This window comes from Exiguobacterium sp. UBA6309 (genome assembly GCF_002439205.1).
Classification (GTDB): domain Bacteria; phylum Bacillota; class Bacilli; order Exiguobacteriales; family Exiguobacteriaceae; genus Exiguobacterium_A.
Genome location: NZ_DJTL01000039.1, coordinates 39,346 through 58,160 on the forward strand (window position 1 = coordinate 39,346; position 18,815 = coordinate 58,160).

Sequence of the window (18,815 nt, forward strand, 5' to 3'; positions counted from 1 at the left end):
TGTGCGTGTGCCATTACTTCTCGAGCGCTTTCGCGATGTCAGTGAAGAATTCAGAGTACGTCTGAATCGATTCATTTAAGTACGTATCTTTTGGTGCATAGACGATATTGTCGTCTTTGATTGCTTTTGTTTTCTGCAGGGCAGGAGCGCGGTCGATGACGTCTTGCGCCGGCACGGCACCTTCTGCGTTTCCTAGTGGCGCGTCGCGGTCAAGGACGAGTAACCAGTCCGGGTTACTTTGAGCAATCGCTTCGACCGAGACTTCATCACCTTGATCGTTCCCTGATTTTTGTTTGACTTCGAGCGCTGGTTTCCAGTCGAACAAATCATACATCGGTCCGAAGACACGTCCACTCATCGGAGCCGAGAAGCCGATATCGCCGCCTGAGACGATGACCGACATGACGCTGTCCTGTCCGTTATACGATTTTTTGACGTCCTTGATCGATTGCTCGAGCGTCGTCACGAGCTGATCCGCTTCTTGTTTTTTATCAAAGATTTGTCCGAGTGTCTCTGTCGTGTCTTCAAGTCCTTTGACGAGTAACTCACCTGGCGTACCAGAGTCTTCCGGTAAAGTGATGTCAAGATCGATGACAGCGGCGTTCGGAACGAGTTTTTTGATGTCTTCATAATGATCAGCGAAGCGTTGTCCGACGATGACGACGTCCGGATTAACACCGGCGATCGCTTCGAGATTCGGTTCGAAGTGCATGCCGACGTCGACGATATCCTTGTCTTTTGCATAAGGTGACTCAGCCGGGAGCAGTCCGACTGGTGCTGCTGCGAGTTCGACGTCCCATGCGGCAAGTGTTTCGAACGTTCGGTTATCAAGTGCGACGATTTTCTTCGGATCAACTGGAACGTTGACCGTTCCGTGTGCGTCCTTGATTTTGACCGTCTTCGGTGCCTCCGCGTTCTTCTTAGTGTCTGCTACTCCTGCGTTCCCGCAAGCCGCCAGTAAGACAGCAAGCGAACTCACGACGAGTGGTGTTTTCCATTTCCCCATGATGATTCAGCTCCTTTTGTTTAATTTGATAACACATAAATCACGGATTGAGCAGCAGATGGATTATGTATGTCTACGTGATTAATCTGTCCTCAATAAGTGATAATGATTATCATTGTCATGTTCACTGAGAATCATAGCAAATGAATTTGGTAGACGCAACGCCATTTTCCAAGGAATTACCTGGAACAGTTTTTTACTTCTATAAACTATACAAAAATAAAAAAATGATAATCCTTCTCATTTGGATGTAGAAATAGGACCATCGGACGCATTTGAGAAACAGAGGTTTAGACGACTTCAAAAAGAGAAAGTGGTAATATATGTATCAAATTTTTAAATCAGAGACACCGCAGAAGATGACTTCGAAATGAGGTGCTGTATGAATCAACCATTTGAAGACTTGAAGATGTATCAAAATTTTGATGAATTGGCGGATGATGTCCTCGATTTCGCAAAAGAGATTCTACCGGACCAAATGCTGTATTTATCAGCAATCGAAGCAGGACAACAACGGATGTTGAAGATTGCGAACGACAAAGCAGATATCCCGATGGTGGAAGGCATGCAGATTGAATTGAACCAATCGTTATGTAAGCTGATTGATTTCGAGACAAAACAGCCGGTCGTCCTCGAAGATATTCCGAATGCGGAACAACTCGGCGACTGGCGAAAGGGTCTGGAGGAGGCTCACGTCCGCTCCTATCTAGGTATTCCAATCGTCTTGACGAGCGGAGAGACGTTCGGCACATTATGTGCGATCAATAATCGGGTCAGCTTGTATGAACAAAAGAACATCCGGTTATTGCAACGGATCGTCCGACTCTTCTTGTACTATTTGGAGCTTGAGCGTCATGCTTGGAAGGATGCGTTGACAGGACTGCACAATCGGCGGTACTTAACGAAGCAGTTCGAGGAGCATCCCGGACAGACAGGAGCCGTCTTCTTCCTTGATCTTGATGGATTTAAGCAGATCAACGACGTCTTTGGACACGAGACGGGGGACATCGTTTTGCAAGAGGTCGCGCAACGCTTGCGACAGTTCGTGCGCGAGCAAGACGATGCGATGGCTGTTCGCCTAGGCGGTGATGAGTTCATCCTCCATTTCGGTCATTCGGATTCAAGGGAAGGGTGGGAACGACTCGCAGAGCGGATCGTCACTTCGTTAAGTGAGTGGGAAACGGACTACCGCGTGTCGACGAGTATCGGGATTGTGATATATGACACCGAATTTCGTCCAGAGTTAAAAGTCTTGTTACAACAGGCGGACGTTGCACTATATGCCGCTAAGTCGTCAGGAAAGAATACGTATCAGTTCTATGAGCAGGCGAATAAATGACGAAATATTAAAAGACACGACGCTTCTGAATCTCCTCAGAAACGATCAGGTCTTTTTACTTACTATGTAGGCGATGCACGATCCGAATGACGTCTTTTTTCGTACGGTCAGGAAACCTGAGACACAACGTCTCGACACATGTCACAGGATCCTCATTCTCTAACAAGCGGAGGGCTTCCTTTACGACTGGATCAAGTGATTCGGTGACTTCGGAAGCTTTAGCAGTCGAGTCGCTCAAGTGATGCATCAAATAAAACAACAATGTATGGATAAAAACGAGGACGACTTTCGTCGCAAACGAAATCGTGATGGACTCAACATAGAGATCCATCCAAAGCAGGACACTTAAACTTACCCAAAAATTCACTACGGTAAAGAGTACGTTCGAGACAGGGCGTTTAAAAAGGCCACCGAACGCACGCATCACCCCATCGAACACGACGCTAACGAGTAGACTGACAAGATAGAAGCATAAAAGAAATACGAGACAACCAACGAACGAGTCGTAGGAAACATCTCCGACGGATAAAATCAGTCCATCGATCATCAGTAAAGGGAGCACTAAGAGCAGACTGAGCAACACAAGCGAGACGGAGGAAACCAGTCGTGACATAACATCATCCTTTCAATACGAATCGTCTTGTTGCACAAGAGACATATCCTACAAATTAGGATACCGTTTAACGTATTTGATTACAATTATTTACAAAAAAGAGACGTGCTCAGAACGTGGCTCAGTTAAGTGTGGAAACCCTGTCAAAAAGCGCTTAAAGTCCAGTCAACATCTAGATTATTCATTGACAATCCTTATCTTTCCCTCTTACAATTGAAAATGATTATCAATACAAGTTGGGGGATCTGCTTACCATGAACGTTAACCGTAAAAAATTACTAATTTCTACCGTCTCGATCCTGTCTTTGACATCATTATTGATCGGCTGCTCGAACCCGGGCGAGTCGACAGGAGAGCGAAAAGATAAAGATACATTGACGCTCGCGTGGCCACGCGACGTTGGAACGATGAACCCGCACGTCTATAATCCATCACAACTGTTCGCACAGTCGATGATCTATGAGCCACTCGTCCACTATGGAGAAGGTGGAAAGCTCGAGCCATACTTAGCCTCGTCTTGGAAGATTTCTGAAGACGGAAAAACGTATACGTTCACGCTTCGTGACGGCGTCAAGTTCTCGGACGGTTCGACGTTTGACGCAGCGATCGTCAAAAAGAACTTTGACTCGATCCTTAAACAAAAAGCCTTACATAGCTGGCTTGGCTTCATCACGAAAATCGAGAAGACGGAAGCTGTCGATGCGAAGACGTTCCGCTTGACATTATCCGAAGCCTATTACCCGACGATTCAAGAACTCGCGGTCGTCCGCCCGGTCCGTTTCCTCGGAGAAGCGGGATTCCCGGAAAACGGCGATACGTCGAAGGGTGTCAAAAAAGAAGTCGGAACAGGTCCATGGATGCTCGACGAATACAAACCGGATCAGTATGCGACGTTTAAGGTCAATAAGAACTATTGGGGTCCGAAGCCGAACGTCGATCACATCAAGGTCGACATCATCCCGGATGCGGAAACACGTGTCTTAGCACTCGAAAAAGGACAGGTTGATCTGATTTACGGTGAAGGGGCGATCAGCATCGATGCCTTCAACCAGTTGAAGACGGATAAATCCTACAAGACAGAAATGTCCGAACCAGTCGCGACGCGTCTTCTCGTCTTGAATACAAAAAATAAGCGTCTGTCTGACGAACGCGTCCGCCAGGCGCTCCAGCACGGGTTTGATAAAGCCGCTCTCGTCGAAGGGATCACGTCGGGAATAGAAGCACCAGCTGACTACCTGTTGCCACCGAACATGCCGTACACGTCGAACCTGAAAGTGAAGCAACGCGATTATGACGTCAAGGAAGCGAATCGTCTTCTTGATGAAGCAGGTTGGAAACTGCCGAAAGGTGAAACGATCCGCGTCAAGGATGGTCAACCGCTGCAAATCGGGATGATGTATGACGCAGCCGAGCAGGTCCAAAAGGCGATGGCCGAAACACTCCAGTCGGAATGGTCGAAAATCGGCGTCGAGCTGAAGACGGAAGCTGTCGAACTGCCGGATCAAGTCCAGCGCTTCAAAGACAACCGATTTGACATCAACTTCTATAGTAACTTCGGTGCACCGTATGATCCGCATACATTTGTGAACCTGATTGATACGGATGGCTTCGGCTTCAAAGAAGCGATTTCAGCTTATCCGAATAAAGAACAACTGTTGCAAGATATCAAAGATGTTTTGAAGACAACGGACGAGACGAAACGTCAGAAGATGTACGCCGATATTCTGCCATCACTCCAAGATCAAGGGGCATTGATTCCGATTTCGTACTTGAAGAAGATGGCAATTTATCAGTCGGATGTGACGAACTTCCAGTTCCCGGCGAACCGGGATGAGAGTCCATTTGCCCGGATCGGCATTAAGTAAAGGAGGGATGACATGGGGGTCTTCCTCGTCAAACGCATATTATCCGTCATCCCGATCTTGTTACTTGCGGTCTTGATTCTGACAGGGTTGATTCATTTGTCACCGGTTGATCCGGCACAGGCCTATCTATCCGCTGCCCATATCCAACCGACGGATGAACTGCTTGCTGCCAAACGAGCAGAATTCGGACTCGATCAACCGTTCTACCAACAATACTTCGATGCCGTCATCCGCTTGGCGCAGCTCGATTTCGGCACATCGTATCTTTCCGGAAAACCGGTCCTTGAAGATGTCTTGCTCCGTTTACCACCAACGGTCGAGCTGGCAGTGACAAGTCTACTGCTCGCACTCGTCATCAGTATCCCGCTCGGGTTCCTTGCCGGGATCAAGAAGAATGGTTTCTTTGACCATCTCAGTCGGGCAATCGCCTTCATCGGGGCTTCGATTCCGTCGTTTTGGCTCGGGTATCTGTTCATCTTCTTCTTTGCCGTAAAGCTGGATTGGTTTCCGGTCGGTGGGACGGGAAGTGTGATGCACTTGATCTTACCGGCATTGACACTCGCCTTTCCGTTGATTGCCCTGTATACACGATTGCTCCGTGGCAGTGTGATTGAAGCATTGAACGAACCGTATGTCTTGTTTGCCCGGACACGTGGATTAAAGGAAGGACGGATTCTTGGGAAACACGTTCTCCGGATGGCGATTCCACCGATGATCACGGGTCTTGGGATGAACCTCGGGAAGTTGCTGACGGGAACGATCATCGTCGAAACCGTCTTCTCGTGGCCAGGCTTCGGTCGCTACTTCATTGAAGCAATCTTTGATCGGGATATGCCGGTCATCCAAGGCTATGTCTTTCTCGCTGCCCTCGTCTTCATCGGCAGCAGTTTGCTCGTCGACATCATTCAAGCCGTGCTCGATCCACGACTAGCGAAAAAAGGAGGGACGGTATGAATACTCCACTTCCAGCAACAATGATCCGGTCGCGGTATACGCCGCTTCTATATCTCTGTGCATTCGTCTTAATCGGTATGGCAGGCATTGCGTTGTTCGCGCCATGGATTGCGCCGTATGACCCGAACCTCGTCGACCTGACGCAAAAGCTCCATGGTCCGTCGTCAGCCTATCCGCTCGGAACCGATCAGCTCGGACGCTGTCTCTTATCGCGTTTGATTTACGGCGCGCGGATTTCACTCGGCTGTGCCGTGTTGATCTTCATCGCCTCGCTCGCAATCGGACTGTTCGTCGGAACACTTGCCGGTTACCGTGGAGGCTGGGTCGACCAGCTCTTGATGCGCCTGTGTGACGGTGTAATGTCATTTCCGAGTCTGATTCTCGTCCTCGGTCTCGTCGGTATTTTCGGTCCAGGTCTCAAGCAGGTCATTATCGCCTTGATGCTCGTCCAGTGGGTCTACTACGCGCGGATGTTCCGCGGAATGGTCATGACGCTGAAGACGGAAGCGTTCATCGCCGCTGCTCGCGTCAACGGTTCGTCTTCGTGGAAAATCATCCGGACGCATATCCTGCCGAACATCTTACCACCGCTGCTCGTCATCGGAACGCTTGAGATGGGCTGGGCGATCATGGATATCTCGGCGATGTCGTTCCTCGGGCTTGGTGTTCAGTCACCAACTGCCGAGTGGGGAGCGATGATTCACGAAGGAAAATCGTACATCCGGACGAATCCGGAATTGATGATTTATCCGGGACTTGCGATCATGCTCGTCATCATCAGCTTTAACCTAGTAGGAGAACAGTTAGCAGAACGATTCGGTGTATCAAAAACGATGAAATGAGAGGAGGTGCCCGTATCGAACCGATCTTAGCTGTCGACGGTCTGACCGTCCGTACGAAACAACAAGTAACATTGATCGAAGGGGTGACGTTCTCAATTCAAGCTGGACAGATTCTTGGTCTTGTCGGAGAGAGTGGTTGCGGAAAAACGGTGACGAGTCTCGCTTTAATGCGTCTGCTTAATCCACAGACAACAGACGTCACCGGCGATATTCGACTGAACGGAACATCAATTCAATCCTTATCAGAACGCGCTGTGCGAACGATTCGGGGCGGTGAGATTGCGTTCATCATGCAAAATCCGATGAGTGCCTTCACACCGGTCTACTCGATCGGGCACCAGATGATCGAGACGATTCAGACCCATACACGTTGTTCAAAACGTGAAGCAAAACAACAAGCGATGACGGCACTCGAAGAAGTCAATCTGACGGACGCCGCCCGGTTGCTCAAAGCTTATCCATTCGAACTGAGTGGCGGAATGTTGCAACGGATCATGATCGCCTTAGCCGTCGCCCTGCGCCCAAGCGTCTTGATTGCCGATGAACCGACGACGGCACTCGATGTCTTTAATCAAAAGACGGTTCTTGAATTACTCGAACGGATGCGGGCGACTTACGGAACGGCAATCTTGCTCATCTCACATGATCTCGGTGTGATCGCTGAACTTGCAGACGATGTCCTCGTCATGCAGCAAGGACGGATCGTTGAGCAAGCAGATGTCTTTGATTTGTTTGATCGACCGCAACATCCGTACATACAGTCCCTTCTCGCACAGCATCTAGGAAGGGAGGCGTTCGGATGAGTTTACTACAGATCGATCAAGTCTCACACGTCTATAAACGTCGATTTCGACCTGCACAGACCGTCTTACATGATGTGTCGTTGACGCTTGAAGCGGGACGTTGTCTCGGACTACTTGGGTCGAGTGGTGCCGGCAAAAGTACGCTCGGACGATTGTTGCTTGGGCTCGAACGTCCTTCAAGCGGTACGATTTGGTTTAACGGTGTCGATCGCCACGCGACAAAACGACCGTTTCAAGGAGATGTCCAAGTCGTCTTCCAAGACTCGTTTGCTGCTGTCAATCCAAAGCTGACGGCTGCCGATATCATCGCCGAACCGCTTGATAACTTCATTCGTTTAAAGGGTGAAGCACGGCAACAGCGTCTCGTCACGCTTATCGAACAAGTTGGGCTCAAGGCGACGGATTTGACGAAATATCCGGCGCAGTTCAGTGGCGGGCAACTGCAGCGGATCGCGATCGCGCGAGCAATTGCTGCTGAACCACGTCTAATCGTGTTAGACGAAGCAGTCAGTAGTCTCGACATGGTCAACAAACGATTGATTCTTGCATTGTTAGCAGACTTGAAGCGGCTACACGGCTTAACATATGTCTTCATCACCCATGACATTAAAGCTGCCGAGCAACTCTGTGACAGCTTCGCGATCTTAGAGCAAGGATGCCTCGTCGGGCATTACCCGAGTCTAGTTGCATTTGATGCTGCGACGGATCCTGCCGTTGAACGGATGCGCCAAGCAAAGCTTGCCGTGCATCCAAGGCAACGAACGATTCGAAAGACACAATCAAACAAAGGATAACGGACTGCTGAACGGCTCCGTTATCCTTTTTTGTTGTAGAGCCGGATCAGTAAGCCGTTTTTCGGAACCGAAGTGCTGACCAGCCGAGTATGAGAAGAATCCAAATGAGACAAGAAATGATTCCGATTAGATGGGACGAAGAAAAAAACGACGTGTACGATGGGAGCGACAGTAGCGCGCCAGGCATAAAGAATAGAATGTCTGGCATTAATGAAGGAAGTGCAACAAGTAGTAAGGAAACGACGAGCGACAGGATACCAATCGGAACGGCGCGTCGCAAGAAAGTGCTGATCAGAAGCGTCAGACTGACGACGAATAACGTCCAAAGACTAAAATCGAGGATGATACGTAGCGCAAGCATCGGCGAAAGGAATCCGAACCAATAGACGGTCAGACAGTAGGATGTGAGGGCACCAATCAGCATCCCGAATAGACTGATCATCCCGTGACTGAACCATTTCGACAGGAGATAAACATTCCGAGAGACAGGGCGCGTCAGAATGAAATCCTGCATGCCGGTTTGTCGGTCTGAAGCAAGCAATCCCATGAAGCTCATGATCAGGACGATCAAGCCAAGCTGATTGAACTGCCCGTGGATCGTTGCGCTGAAGACGTCAAGCGGTTGTGGAACAGGACGATTCGGATCGACGATGATTCCGTCCGCGTTCCCGACGTGTGCAAGCAAGACATCCATGTACATCAACAGCAACGGTTGGGTCACACCGAGAGCAATGAAGAACAGCGGTAACCAAACGATCTTCCATTCTTTCCATGCTTCCAACCACTCGGTCCATGTCAGCGTATAAAAGGTCCTCATACGTCTGCCACCATGTCGAGGAATCGTTCCTCGAGTCCGATCGGTTGATAGGCAATTGAAGCAATCGACCATCCCTGTTGAATCAGAGTGATCGCTAATTGTGAGAGATCAAGCGGCTGCTGTGCGGAGAACTGATAGCAGCACGGGTTGATTCGATCAATCTCGACTCGTGGAAATCGTGTCGCAGAAAACGAAGGGACAGCTGTAAGCGTCTCGACTTGAATCCGGTATTGATCCACGTTGCGTTGATTATCGAGCGGTCCCAGCAATTTTCCATGTTTAATGACGAGGAAGCGGTCGCAACACGTCTTTGCGTCTTCTAACAAGTGCGTTGAGACGATGATCGTCATCCGTTTCTTTAAGCGGAGAATCAATTGATTGATATCATGTCGACCACTCGGATCTAGGGCGGAAGCCGGTTCGTCAAGAATCAAAAATGTCGGTTCATGTAAGATGGCTTGGGCGATTCCGAGACGTTGGCGCATGCCGCCGGACAGGCGTTCGATGACTTCTGCTTGTTGAGCGTGGAGTCCAACTTCATGTAGAACGGCTGGAATCCGCTTATTTAACGTTGCGCGATCGAGACCTGACAAGCGACCGAAAAAACGTAATGATTGTTCACACGTCATCCAAGGCTTAAAGTCGGTCTGTTGTGATAAGTAGCCGATCGATTGCTGGTGTTGACGGATGGAGCGCGAAGACATCGTGATGGAACCACGGTCACTCTCGATCATGCCGCTAAGACATTTCAGGAGTGTCGTCTTTCCGGCACCATTCGGACCAATCAGTCCAAGACATTCATGTTCGTGAATCGTAAAGGAAATATCGTCTAGGATAAGACGTCGTTGAAGTGAAAGCTGGAGATGAGAAATCTGAATCATGCTGTCATCCTCCTTCCGAGGACGAAGTAGAGAATCGAGCCAATCGGCTGGACGAGGAGAATGACCATCAACCATATTGCCGGTGTCGCGATCCGGTCCTTCCGTCTGAACCAATCGATACAGGCGCAGCTGAGTAGAATCAGGTTGATGGAGATGTAAATCAATAATAGGGGCAGGAATCGTTCCCAGTCGATGTGTGATAAGGCAGAGAAATCTGTATTCATAAAAACCCTCCTTTTCTATTACCATTATCAATAATGAAAATAGAAAAGTCAATGCCATAGACGAGTCATCGTTAGTTCTCAATCAGTTAGAGCTATGATAAACTTTTCTTATCAAAATTTTCCAAATGCGATTTGAATCAAATCGTCTAGATGAAAGACGAACTATCAAATGAATCATGATGTCGAGGAGGATTATATGCAGATTTATCAATTTAAAAAAGAGGTGGGCAAGAAAATTACGAAATTCGATTCGAACTTTGTGATGTCACGGATCATGCAGACGGAAAAAGTGACGCATATCGGATGCATCCATTTAGAAAAGAATGGCGTGGTCGGTTATCACCAGGCGGTCGTGCCGCAACTCTTGTTAATCGTAGAGGGTGAAGGATGGGTGAGAGGAGAAACGGATGACTACATAAATGTTCAGCGTGGGGAAGCCGTATTTTGGGATCAAGGAGAATGGCACGAAACGAAGACGGATACTGGGTTAACGGCGATTGTAATTGAAAGTGAAGAACTCGATACGTCAGCCCTCGTTTCCGTATGACGAAACTAAGCTTGATACATAAAGAGGCTGACTTATGCGTCAGCCTCTACTCTTATTCCGTACACCATTTTTCTAATTCTTCGAGACATAAACGTAACCGAGCACTTATCATTTCTCGACTCCCCATCTGTTGCGTAGTTTTATTAGTGAGATGAGGCTGATGTAACACGTCGTAGTGCTCATACGCTTCTTGCAATATCCATAATGTATACTCATCCTTTAATCGTTGAATTTGAGTGGTGCGTTCGTCTCCAACCACGTTAAAGCAATATCCACTTATGAATCCGTCAGCGATTTTGTTTAGAACATTACTTTTTTCTTGATACGCTTGATTTATGTATCGTGGAGCATTTGAAAAGGCTGGTAGCAGAAATTTGTAACAAAAAACGAAGTAAGTCGCATATTTCAAATCAAAATCCAATCTTGGAAACGGATCAATGATTGCAATGTGTGCATCAGTTAAAATTAGATTTTCTGGTGTTACATCTTGATTGACGAGCGAGATGTTTTGAACCTGAGTTCGTCTATTCTCAATTAAAGCATGAATATGCTGACCGACTTTTTCTTTATCAAAGCAAAGACTAGAGTGAATGAGCGTATTCAAGGCGATTAAGGCACGTTCATTTTCTTCCTGCCATAATGCATCCCTGTTTTTTGAATCGCTACCTCGTAAAGTTTCCCCTTGCCAGTGCAGTTCCCCGAAGCCTGTAATAGAGGTTTCATGGTTGTGTATACGATGAAAAATTTGTCCTAATTTCGTTCCGTAAGAATGGGCTTTATTCTGATCGAATAACAATAAATCTGTTCCACGACCCATGAACGTTTCTACTGTAAATACTGTGTCATCTTCAATAAAATACTGATAAAAGTCAGGACAGACATTTTGGTCACTTGTATTGGCATGTAAATAGTAAGCTTTCGTTGACTCATACTCTGTAGTCAGCTCTTGTTTATCAATCTGTTGCAACTCCCCATAAGCCTCATTCTTTTTTAGTCGGATCACAAGGTCTTGATCCTCTGACCTAGTTACTCTATAAACAGTGTGCCAAGCTCCTTCACCAATCTTTAGTAACTGTTCTTTATGTATGTTCTCGAGATTCCATTTGGTGAAGGTATTGTTTAACGTATCCATTGCCGTTTCATCAAGGTCTTCTTTGATCCGTTTCATGGTCTTCATTTCGCTCCCTAATAAAGTTGTGTCGTAGAAAACCCTCCTGAATTCGGAGAGTGTCTACGGTAAGATGACGAGTGAGACGGTCCGTTCAGTTGCCTGGTCTTCTGTCTCCAGGTGATGATATTTTTCGAGCAGTGTCCGCATGTCCTGTTGAAAATCATTGAAGGTTTCATCCGTCAGTTGCAATTTCGCGATCGAGAACGTCGAATGGTCCTGACCTTGCGTTTGAACGGTCTGTTCGAAGTACGTCTTGTACTGCTGCAAGACATACATGAAGTAGAACGAGACGAAGTTCACTTTTTCATCGTACGTCGCACTGTTCCAGTCTGCTTCGCTGATTTGATAACCGCTCGTGTTCAAGGCATAGATTTTTTCCTCGACTTTTCCGACGCGCTGGACGGCGACGATTTTCAACAACTGATCGTCCATCATCGCATTAACTTGCCGGTACAAAGTAGACTGCGGTACATCCGTTAAACGTTGATTCAGTTGCATGATTGATAAGCCGTCTTCGCGATCAATCAATTCGAGTGCAATCTTAAACCGGACATGATTTTTGAATAAGTTAAAGTTCACGACGTGTTTCACTCCTTCGTTCAATCGATTCTAAAACTATCTTATCATGCTTTTGGAAACATTCTTAAAAATGATAATGTAAAAAGAGGGAAATTGATGTATTCCTTGAATGATTTACATTAGAGTATATTTTAGAAAGGAGCCTTCACATGAAAAATACAAGTTATCGCTACGGTACATATGCCCTCATTACAAGTTTTTTCTTATTCTTCATCATTCAGATGTTCCGAGCGTATATTGAATTATCTCCTGAATTTCTAGGAGAAAACCTTGGAGAGTATGGCTTAACGTATTTTCCAATCAGTGCATTAATCGTTGGATTAGTTTTTTTAAGCCATGGCTGGTGGACTGAAGATGAGAAAAAGCAGCGTGAAAAGCTAGCTGCACAAAATCAGCAAGAATCGAATGAATCGGTGTGACATCATGCCGTTGATACAGAAGACCGACAACGCATTTTCGTTGCCGGTCTTTATCGTTTCATGTGTTCAATTGTTTAAAACGCTTAATCGCGAACGGTCCGATTGGTTCAGTCGTCGATCGTTCCATGATCAATTCACTAAGTACTTTTCCAACTAAGCTACTGAACTTGAACCCGTGACCGGAGAAGCCGGCGGCGATCGCGATGTGCGGATAGTCTGGATGCAAATCGATGATGAAGTCCTCGTCTGGCGTCATCGTATAAAGACACGTTTTGCCGTGAGTTAAAGTATCGATCGAGGGCATGAACGTATTCGTGAACTGTCGTAAATTAGCCAGATCACCCGTCTCTTGACCGAATGAACGGCATGGTTGATTCGGATCAACGGGAATGCCGCCGTCGTGGCGTCCAATTTTCAGACCGGCTTGAGCGATACTTGGAAAACCGTAATAATAACCGGCGGGTGTATCAAAGGCAAAGGCAGGGAACACCGCGTCATTGAATACCTCTTCCGCTGCTTCGAACCAGGCGAACGTCTTGCGGACCGGGCGTAGCGGTAAGGCGAGTCCAGTTTGTTCGAGCAATGGACCAGACCAGGCACCGGCTGCGACAATCAACGCTTCAGCTGAATAGGTGTCTGTTCCGACGGTCACGTCAACGCCAGTGGCGTGGGCGGTAAGCGTCGTCACTTTCGCATTCGTCCGGATGTCGACACCATTCGCGACAGCAAGATCGCGATACGCTTCAATACAATCCTCGCACTTCAACACACCAGACGTCGGTTCAAAACAACCGATATAATCGTCGGGCATCGTTAAGCCGGACCAGCGGGTTCTAACTTCCTCAGCCGTCAGGACCTCGAGCGGCAAATCGTATTGCGCTGCACTCCTGATGATCGTCTGCATCGAACGGGACGAGCGTTGACCGGCATTCAAGACTCCGGTGTTCAGAAACAAGCTCCGACCGCTGATCTGTTCCAACTCGTACCATAAGCGTTGTGCGGCTAACGCCAGTGGCACGTATGCTTCACCTTCACCATAGGCATGGCGGATGATCCGGGTCTCCCCGTGATGACTTGCTTGATCATGCGGCGGATTGTGGGCGTCTAGTAGTAAGATTTTTTGATTGGTTCGTGAAAGATAGTAACCGGCAGCCATTCCCATGGATCCGGCACCGACGATGATGACATCATATTGGGACATGTGGTTCGACTCCTTCATATGTATATTCATACCAGTATAAAGTGAGAACCAAAACATGACAAATGTGATATCAAATCTCGAAGCGACGGGCTTCTTGTTCTAAATGTTCCGTTCGTGCGTTTAAATCACCGACGAGCGTATGCAACGTCGTGATCGTCGCAATCATCTGTTCAGACGCAGCGGCGACTTCCTCGTTACTTGCCGTATGCTCTTCCGCGACAGCGGCAATTTCCGTCAAGGCATTGCGAATGAATCGTTCTGCCTGCAAGACGTCTTCCATCTGTTGCGTCATCTGCTGTGTTGCTGACGAGACGTACGTGACTTGATCCGTCAACCGTTCGAACGTTGTATCCGTATCAAGGACGATCTGCTTACCGGCTGCTGTTGCTTCGACCGTCGTCTTGAAACTGTGTTGCATCTGTTGCGCACTGTCTTCAATCGAGGTGACGATTGTTGCGATTTCACTGACACTACTTGCGACGTGACTTGAGAGATTCTTGACCTCGGTCGCAACGACGGCGAAGCCTTTGCCTTGTTCGCCAGCCCGTGCTGCTTCGATCGCGGCATTGAGGGCAAGTAGATTCGTCTGCTCGGAAATACCGCGGATAATGCCGACGAGCGTTTGGATATCCGATGATTGCTGTTTCAGTAGATCAATCTGTTCAGCAGACTGGGTGACATGTTGATGAATGTGGCGCATCTGTTCGACAGAAGCAGACATTTGATCCCGTCCGACTCGTGTCAGTATTGCCATCTGATCCGTCGTTCCTTGAATTTCGACACCAGACTGATTCGTCGTCTCGATTAATGCTGCGAACTGATTCATCTCGTCATTCAATGAAAGCGTGACTTGCGTCTGACTTTCAGTTCCCGTTGCGATTTCCGACATCGTATGAGCGATTTGCTCAGATCCGTCGAGTACTTCTGATGTACTTTGATCAATCGATTGACTCGTCGTCGAGACGAGAGTGGCTGTCTGTTTGATATCAACGATCATCGTCCGCAGCATCTCATTCATATCACGAATCGAGATCGCAAGCGCATAGATTTCGTCCTTTGAAGCGATTGTCAAATCGCTCAACGTCTGTTTCGCCTGATTCAGTCGTCCGTCGGCAATCAATGCGGCGACTTTCTGTAACGTCTCGAGCGGACGTAATTTTCGACCGAGCACGATGTAGAGCAAGACGAGGGTGATCGTTAACAACAGGAGCATTAACCCGATGAAAATCGGAGCGTTTTGTTGTAATAGATCCGTCGTAAGCGCATTGACTTCCTTCGCATCGATGTCTGTTCCAAGAATACCGATGACTTGACCGGACGCATCTTTTAACGGACGTAGATGCTCATATACTGTCCATTCTCAGGATCATTAATGATGTCCGTCGCATGTGTGTCGCCTTTTAAAACATCTTGCATATCCGCGACTTTTGCACCGCTTGCTGGCGCATCAATTTTAGCCGCATCTTTCTTTGGGAGACCGTCAATCAGCAAACGGACCTTATTTTGGTCGATGTGTGCTGTGTATGCATACAGGAGTCCGTTTTGCTTACGTAATGCATCAAGTTCATTTCGTAACGTTTCATATTGCTCAGACGTGATAGGCGATTGTAGAAATTCGCTATAAGCCGCCGTGTCGAATGTCTTGCTGATGCGTAGCGCATCCTTTTCAGCGGTCGCTTTAAGCGTTGAAACCGCAGTTTGCTTCGTATTGAAGTATAAGGCCAGACTACTAAAAACAAAAAAGGCAATCAAAATTAAACTAATCATTACTAAAAGGCGTGTTCGGATGGAATGGTTTTTGGTTGTATTCTTCACTTGTAACTAGTCCTCTCAACTCATATTTTCTATCTATAATTCATTTATCGGTTGGTAAAATACATATTAAACAGGACCTTTTAACGATTTTTTTTATACCACCGCTGGAAGACAAACTATTTTTTCTAAAAAAAGGATTTATCAAGAATGATTCAGGGCACATATTAAATAGAAAAAATACAAATTGAGGGAAGAGGGATCGAGATGGAAAGTGAAGTCGATCATCGAATCAAAGCAAGACATGTATATGAAAATGAATTACGAAGACATGCGGTCAGCACAAAAAAAACTACATTTCGATTGATGACATGTCTACGTTGCCAATCGAAGATTCTGTTGAAACAGGGACATCAGGATAGCCATCAATGTGACGCGAACTAAAAAATCCCGCTCTTAGGAGCGAGATTGAACAAAGTGTTAGGTAGGAAAAGCAACGGCTAGAATGACAAAAACAATCATGAGCACTTGTTTTTCGGTCGTTCACGTTAGGATTTCATAGGCAACACATAGCGTAATAATAATTGTTGGATACAGGCAAGTAGCGTTCCGATTGTCAACGGAGCAAGAATCAAACCCATTCCGATGATAATCAGACCAGGTGCGTCGTCAATCTGACCAATATAGAAAAAGACGGGAAAGAGACATGCCGTTAAAATGGCGACGATATAAAAAGACAATTTCATCGATTGAATGGAAGCTGTGATGAGCGGAAAAGCCGGAGGAGTCATCGACATATATCGAAGGATTCGGAGCGCATGGAATAAAATCAAAAGAGTTGGGATGAAGATAAGGTATGCGGTCAATAGAACACTGTAGCCAGGTCGCTCGAGTAACAAGTTTTTCGTGATACCATGCCAGACAAGTGGGATACCAAGTCCAGCTAAACCGAACAGACTGAAGATGATACCGAAGACGATAAAACGTAAAAACCGGATTTGCCAGACGAAATGATTCACGATATCAACTCCTTTCGAGGCAACAAACGTTTCTTTTAGTATACTGCATTCCCCGATAGGCTAGTAAAAAATTCAAGTGAAAAGACAACCGTACGCCAAAACAGTCTCATGAAGATGAAATAGATTAAGGAAATGGAGGTCACGTGATGAAACGAGAGCAACATGTCACGCCGCATCCCAAAGGTGGCTATCAAGTGAAAGCTGCCGGTGCGACTCGAGCAACCAAACGATTCGCTACACAGAAAGAAGCGATTGCAGAAGGGCGTCGCATTGCGAAAAGTCAGAAGACAGAGCTCGTCATTCATAACAAAGAAGGGCAGATTCGCGAAAAAGATTCCTACGGACACGATCCATTTCCACCACGAGGTTGAGCCATCATATAAGACACGTTCTGAGCATGAGAGCGTGTCTTTTTAATGATTCTCATGTCAAAAGTTTTTGATATGAGAATGGAAGTTCATCACAGTAGAGATTTAAAAAGAATTTGACCCGTTGTGGAGGAATGAACGTGAGAAACCACATCAAGGAACTGCGTCTAGCGGCAAAATTATCGCAACAAGAACTGGCTGACCGCTGTCAGGTCAGTCGGCAGACAATCAATGCGATTGAAAACAACAAGTATGATCCGACTTTACAGAATGTACGAGCGAGAAAGCTCACTCCTTTAGAAGTGGGATGATAGCGAGTTCGGGGACGGGATGTCTTCAGACACCGCATGTCGCCGACTGTTCTTCCTGATGAAATACATTTATAGTAAATCTATAATGGAGTTGATTATTATGATGAAGGAGGTGTCAAAGATGAGTCAAGTCGTCACGGTAGAAGTTCGAATCTATGCCACGCGTCGTCAGGATGCCATCCTAAAAAGGATGGGCAAGACCTATATCCAGACCGCCAACCGAGTCGTGGCGAACATGGTCGCCTCCGAGGACGGGAAGAGGTGGTCGAGCAAGGACATCGACACCCCCCTTCCGAGCGCCGTGAAGAACCAACTCGCAGGAGATGCCGTCGGCATCTACAAGAAGGCGAGGAAAGAGGATTTCAAACGCATTCCTGTCCTCAAAAAGCCGGTCTGCGTCTGGAACAATCAGAACTATTCCTTCGACTTCGAGAGCATCTCCTTCCCCGTTTGGATGGACGGGAAGTCCGTGAAGATGCGATTCCGTGCTACCATGGTTGACAAGGACAATCGGAATACCCGACTCCTTGCCAACAAACTCGGGACGCTCAGGGTCACGAAGAAGGGAAGGAAGTGGATCGCTCAGATTTCCGTCCATGTACCGACCGTCCCTCGGACGGGGGTGCGGGTGATGGGGGTTGACCTCGGACTGAAAGTGCCGGCGGTCGCCGTCACCGATGACGACACGACCCGTTTCTTCGGGAACGGTCGTAAGAACAAGTATATGAAACGCAAGTTCCGTGCGGAACGGAAGGCACTCGGCAAAAAGAAGAGGCCGAAGGCTATCAAACGACGCAATCAGAAGGAACAGCGGTGGATGCGGGACAAGGACCACAAGGTCAGCCGAGCCATCGTCGATTTTGCAAGACAGAAGAAAATCTCTGTCATTCGCCTCGAACTCTTGGCGAACATCCGACAGACGGCAAGAACAAGCCGTAAAAACAACCAGAACCTCCACTCATGGTCGTTCTATCGTCTCGCGTCCTTCATCGAATACAAAGCCGCCTTGTCGGGCATCAAGGTTGAGTATGTGAACCCCGCCTACACGAGTCAGACCTGCCCATCCTGTTCCGTCAGGAACAAGGTGAGGGATAGGGTCTATACGTGTGCCTGTGGGTTTAAAGGACATCGGGACGCCGTCGGTGCGATGAACATTCGATACGCACCTGTGATGGATGGTAACAGTCCATCAGCCTGAGAACCTATACGGTCTGTCTCAGGAGGGGTGATGGCACACCCCTACCTCAAGGCTCGGACGAAGCAGAAATGGATTGAGTCCGCCAAGCACTTGAGAATCCCACCCTCACCAA

General features: G+C 47.5%; 22 protein-coding genes. 11 read left to right on the plus strand and 11 right to left on the minus strand.

Going from position 1 to position 18,815, the window contains the following annotated elements; translation table 11 throughout:
* Positions 1 to 13: 13 nt before the first annotated feature.
* Positions 14 to 1,006: a siderophore ABC transporter substrate-binding protein gene (locus tag B3M90_RS14205; protein ID WP_290784673.1), complete on the minus strand. Its 993-nt coding sequence runs from the start codon at positions 1,004 to 1,006 to the stop codon at positions 14 to 16.
* Between the two features lie 382 nt (positions 1,007 to 1,388).
* On the opposite strand from B3M90_RS14205, the gene B3M90_RS14210 reads away from it, so the two are divergent.
* A complete protein-coding gene (locus B3M90_RS14210; protein ID WP_290784676.1) occupies positions 1,389 to 2,345 on the plus strand; it encodes a sensor domain-containing diguanylate cyclase in 957 nt (318 codons plus the stop codon).
* Between the two features lie 55 nt (positions 2,346 to 2,400).
* Here B3M90_RS14210 and B3M90_RS14215 read toward each other — a convergent pair whose 3' ends face one another.
* Complete coding sequence (locus B3M90_RS14215) at positions 2,401 to 2,958, minus strand: hypothetical protein (protein WP_290784678.1); 558 nt, start codon at positions 2,956 to 2,958, stop codon at positions 2,401 to 2,403.
* Positions 2,959 to 3,212: 254 nt separating this feature from the next.
* On the opposite strand from B3M90_RS14215, the gene nikA reads away from it, so the two are divergent.
* From nikA to B3M90_RS14240, 5 genes are read left to right on the plus strand one after another with little or no spacing between them, the layout of a single operon-like run.
* Entirely contained in the window at positions 3,213 to 4,823 is a 1,611-nt protein-coding gene (gene nikA / locus B3M90_RS14220; protein ID WP_290784680.1) for a nickel ABC transporter substrate-binding protein, read from the plus strand.
* A 12-nt stretch (positions 4,824 to 4,835) separates the two neighbouring features.
* Entirely contained in the window at positions 4,836 to 5,777 is a 942-nt protein-coding gene (nikB, locus tag B3M90_RS14225; protein WP_290784682.1) for a nickel ABC transporter permease, read from the plus strand.
* On the plus strand, positions 5,774 to 6,619 hold the full coding sequence (gene nikC / locus B3M90_RS14230) for a nickel ABC transporter permease subunit NikC (protein WP_414655235.1): 846 nt from the start codon (positions 5,774 to 5,776) through the stop codon (positions 6,617 to 6,619). The genes nikB and nikC overlap by 4 nt, the downstream gene beginning before the upstream one ends.
* The gene (locus tag B3M90_RS14235; RefSeq protein WP_290784684.1) at positions 6,616 to 7,422 is read left to right on the plus strand and encodes an ABC transporter ATP-binding protein; all 807 of its coding nucleotides are present in this window, start codon (positions 6,616 to 6,618) and stop codon (positions 7,420 to 7,422) included. The genes nikC and B3M90_RS14235 overlap by 4 nt, the downstream gene beginning before the upstream one ends.
* Positions 7,419 to 8,216 (plus strand): ATP-binding cassette domain-containing protein, encoded by a 798-nt coding sequence (locus B3M90_RS14240; RefSeq protein WP_290784686.1) that lies wholly within the window; start codon positions 7,419 to 7,421, stop codon positions 8,214 to 8,216. The genes B3M90_RS14235 and B3M90_RS14240 overlap by 4 nt, the downstream gene beginning before the upstream one ends.
* A 46-nt stretch (positions 8,217 to 8,262) precedes the next feature.
* Here B3M90_RS14240 and B3M90_RS14245 read toward each other — a convergent pair whose 3' ends face one another.
* Genes B3M90_RS14245 through B3M90_RS14255 form a run of 3 tightly spaced genes read right to left on the minus strand, consistent with a single transcriptional unit; the run spans position 8,263 to position 10,138 of the window.
* Complete coding sequence (locus B3M90_RS14245; protein WP_290784688.1) at positions 8,263 to 9,033, minus strand: hypothetical protein; 771 nt, start codon at positions 9,031 to 9,033, stop codon at positions 8,263 to 8,265.
* Positions 9,030 to 9,914, minus strand: coding sequence for an ABC transporter ATP-binding protein (locus B3M90_RS14250; protein WP_290784690.1), 885 nt, complete (start codon positions 9,912 to 9,914; stop codon positions 9,030 to 9,032). Before B3M90_RS14250 ends, B3M90_RS14245 begins: the two co-directional genes overlap by 4 nt.
* Positions 9,911 to 10,138 carry a PLD nuclease N-terminal domain-containing protein gene (locus B3M90_RS14255; RefSeq protein ID WP_290784692.1) on the minus strand — a complete coding sequence of 76 codons (228 nt, stop codon included), beginning with the start codon at positions 10,136 to 10,138 and terminating at the stop codon, positions 9,911 to 9,913. The genes B3M90_RS14250 and B3M90_RS14255 overlap by 4 nt, the downstream gene beginning before the upstream one ends.
* Before the next feature lie 196 nt (positions 10,139 to 10,334).
* Here B3M90_RS14255 and B3M90_RS14260 point away from each other — a divergent pair, with 196 nt between their 5' ends.
* Positions 10,335 to 10,685, plus strand: coding sequence for a cupin (locus tag B3M90_RS14260; RefSeq protein ID WP_214855825.1), 351 nt, complete (start codon positions 10,335 to 10,337; stop codon positions 10,683 to 10,685).
* Between the two features lie 52 nt (positions 10,686 to 10,737).
* Here the strand turns inward: B3M90_RS14260 and B3M90_RS14265 are convergent, their stop codons facing one another.
* Positions 10,738 to 11,853: a hypothetical protein gene (locus tag B3M90_RS14265; protein ID WP_290784695.1), complete on the minus strand. Its 1,116-nt coding sequence runs from the start codon at positions 11,851 to 11,853 to the stop codon at positions 10,738 to 10,740.
* 63 nt (positions 11,854 to 11,916) lie between these two features.
* Positions 11,917 to 12,435, minus strand: a complete 519-nt coding sequence (locus B3M90_RS14270) for a transcriptional regulator (RefSeq protein WP_214855829.1) — start codon at positions 12,433 to 12,435, stop codon at positions 11,917 to 11,919.
* Between the two features lie 149 nt (positions 12,436 to 12,584).
* Here B3M90_RS14270 and B3M90_RS14275 point away from each other — a divergent pair, with 149 nt between their 5' ends.
* Complete coding sequence (locus B3M90_RS14275; protein ID WP_214855831.1) at positions 12,585 to 12,854, plus strand: hypothetical protein; 270 nt, start codon at positions 12,585 to 12,587, stop codon at positions 12,852 to 12,854.
* A gap of 58 nt (positions 12,855 to 12,912) precedes the next feature.
* Here the strand turns inward: B3M90_RS14275 and solA are convergent, their stop codons facing one another.
* The 4 genes from solA to B3M90_RS14295 form a co-directional block, all read right to left on the minus strand.
* A complete protein-coding gene (gene solA / locus B3M90_RS14280) occupies positions 12,913 to 14,055 on the minus strand; it encodes an N-methyl-L-tryptophan oxidase (RefSeq protein WP_290784698.1) in 1,143 nt (380 codons plus the stop codon).
* A gap of 70 nt (positions 14,056 to 14,125) precedes the next feature.
* Positions 14,126 to 15,259: a methyl-accepting chemotaxis protein gene (locus B3M90_RS14285; RefSeq protein WP_290784700.1), complete on the minus strand. Its 1,134-nt coding sequence runs from the start codon at positions 15,257 to 15,259 to the stop codon at positions 14,126 to 14,128.
* Positions 15,260 to 15,381: 122 nt separating this feature from the next.
* Positions 15,382 to 15,822, minus strand: a complete 441-nt coding sequence (locus B3M90_RS14290; RefSeq protein WP_290784702.1) for a hypothetical protein — start codon at positions 15,820 to 15,822, stop codon at positions 15,382 to 15,384.
* Between the two features lie 533 nt (positions 15,823 to 16,355).
* A complete protein-coding gene (locus B3M90_RS14295; RefSeq protein WP_290714537.1) occupies positions 16,356 to 16,826 on the minus strand; it encodes a DUF2975 domain-containing protein in 471 nt (156 codons plus the stop codon).
* Between the two features lie 146 nt (positions 16,827 to 16,972).
* Between B3M90_RS14295 and B3M90_RS14300 the strand changes: the two genes are divergently transcribed.
* The 3 genes from B3M90_RS14300 to B3M90_RS14310 all read left to right on the plus strand — a co-directional run bounded on the left by B3M90_RS14300 (position 16,973) and on the right by B3M90_RS14310 (position 18,703).
* Entirely contained in the window at positions 16,973 to 17,197 is a 225-nt protein-coding gene (locus tag B3M90_RS14300) for a DUF2188 domain-containing protein (RefSeq protein ID WP_029341445.1), read from the plus strand.
* A 131-nt stretch (positions 17,198 to 17,328) separates the two neighbouring features.
* Positions 17,329 to 17,505, plus strand: coding sequence for a helix-turn-helix transcriptional regulator (locus B3M90_RS14305; protein WP_290784704.1), 177 nt, complete (start codon positions 17,329 to 17,331; stop codon positions 17,503 to 17,505).
* A 121-nt stretch (positions 17,506 to 17,626) separates the two neighbouring features.
* Positions 17,627 to 18,703 carry an RNA-guided endonuclease InsQ/TnpB family protein gene (locus B3M90_RS14310; protein ID WP_290784706.1) on the plus strand — a complete coding sequence of 359 codons (1,077 nt, stop codon included), beginning with the start codon at positions 17,627 to 17,629 and terminating at the stop codon, positions 18,701 to 18,703.
* The last annotated feature ends 112 nt before the right edge of the window (positions 18,704 to 18,815 follow it).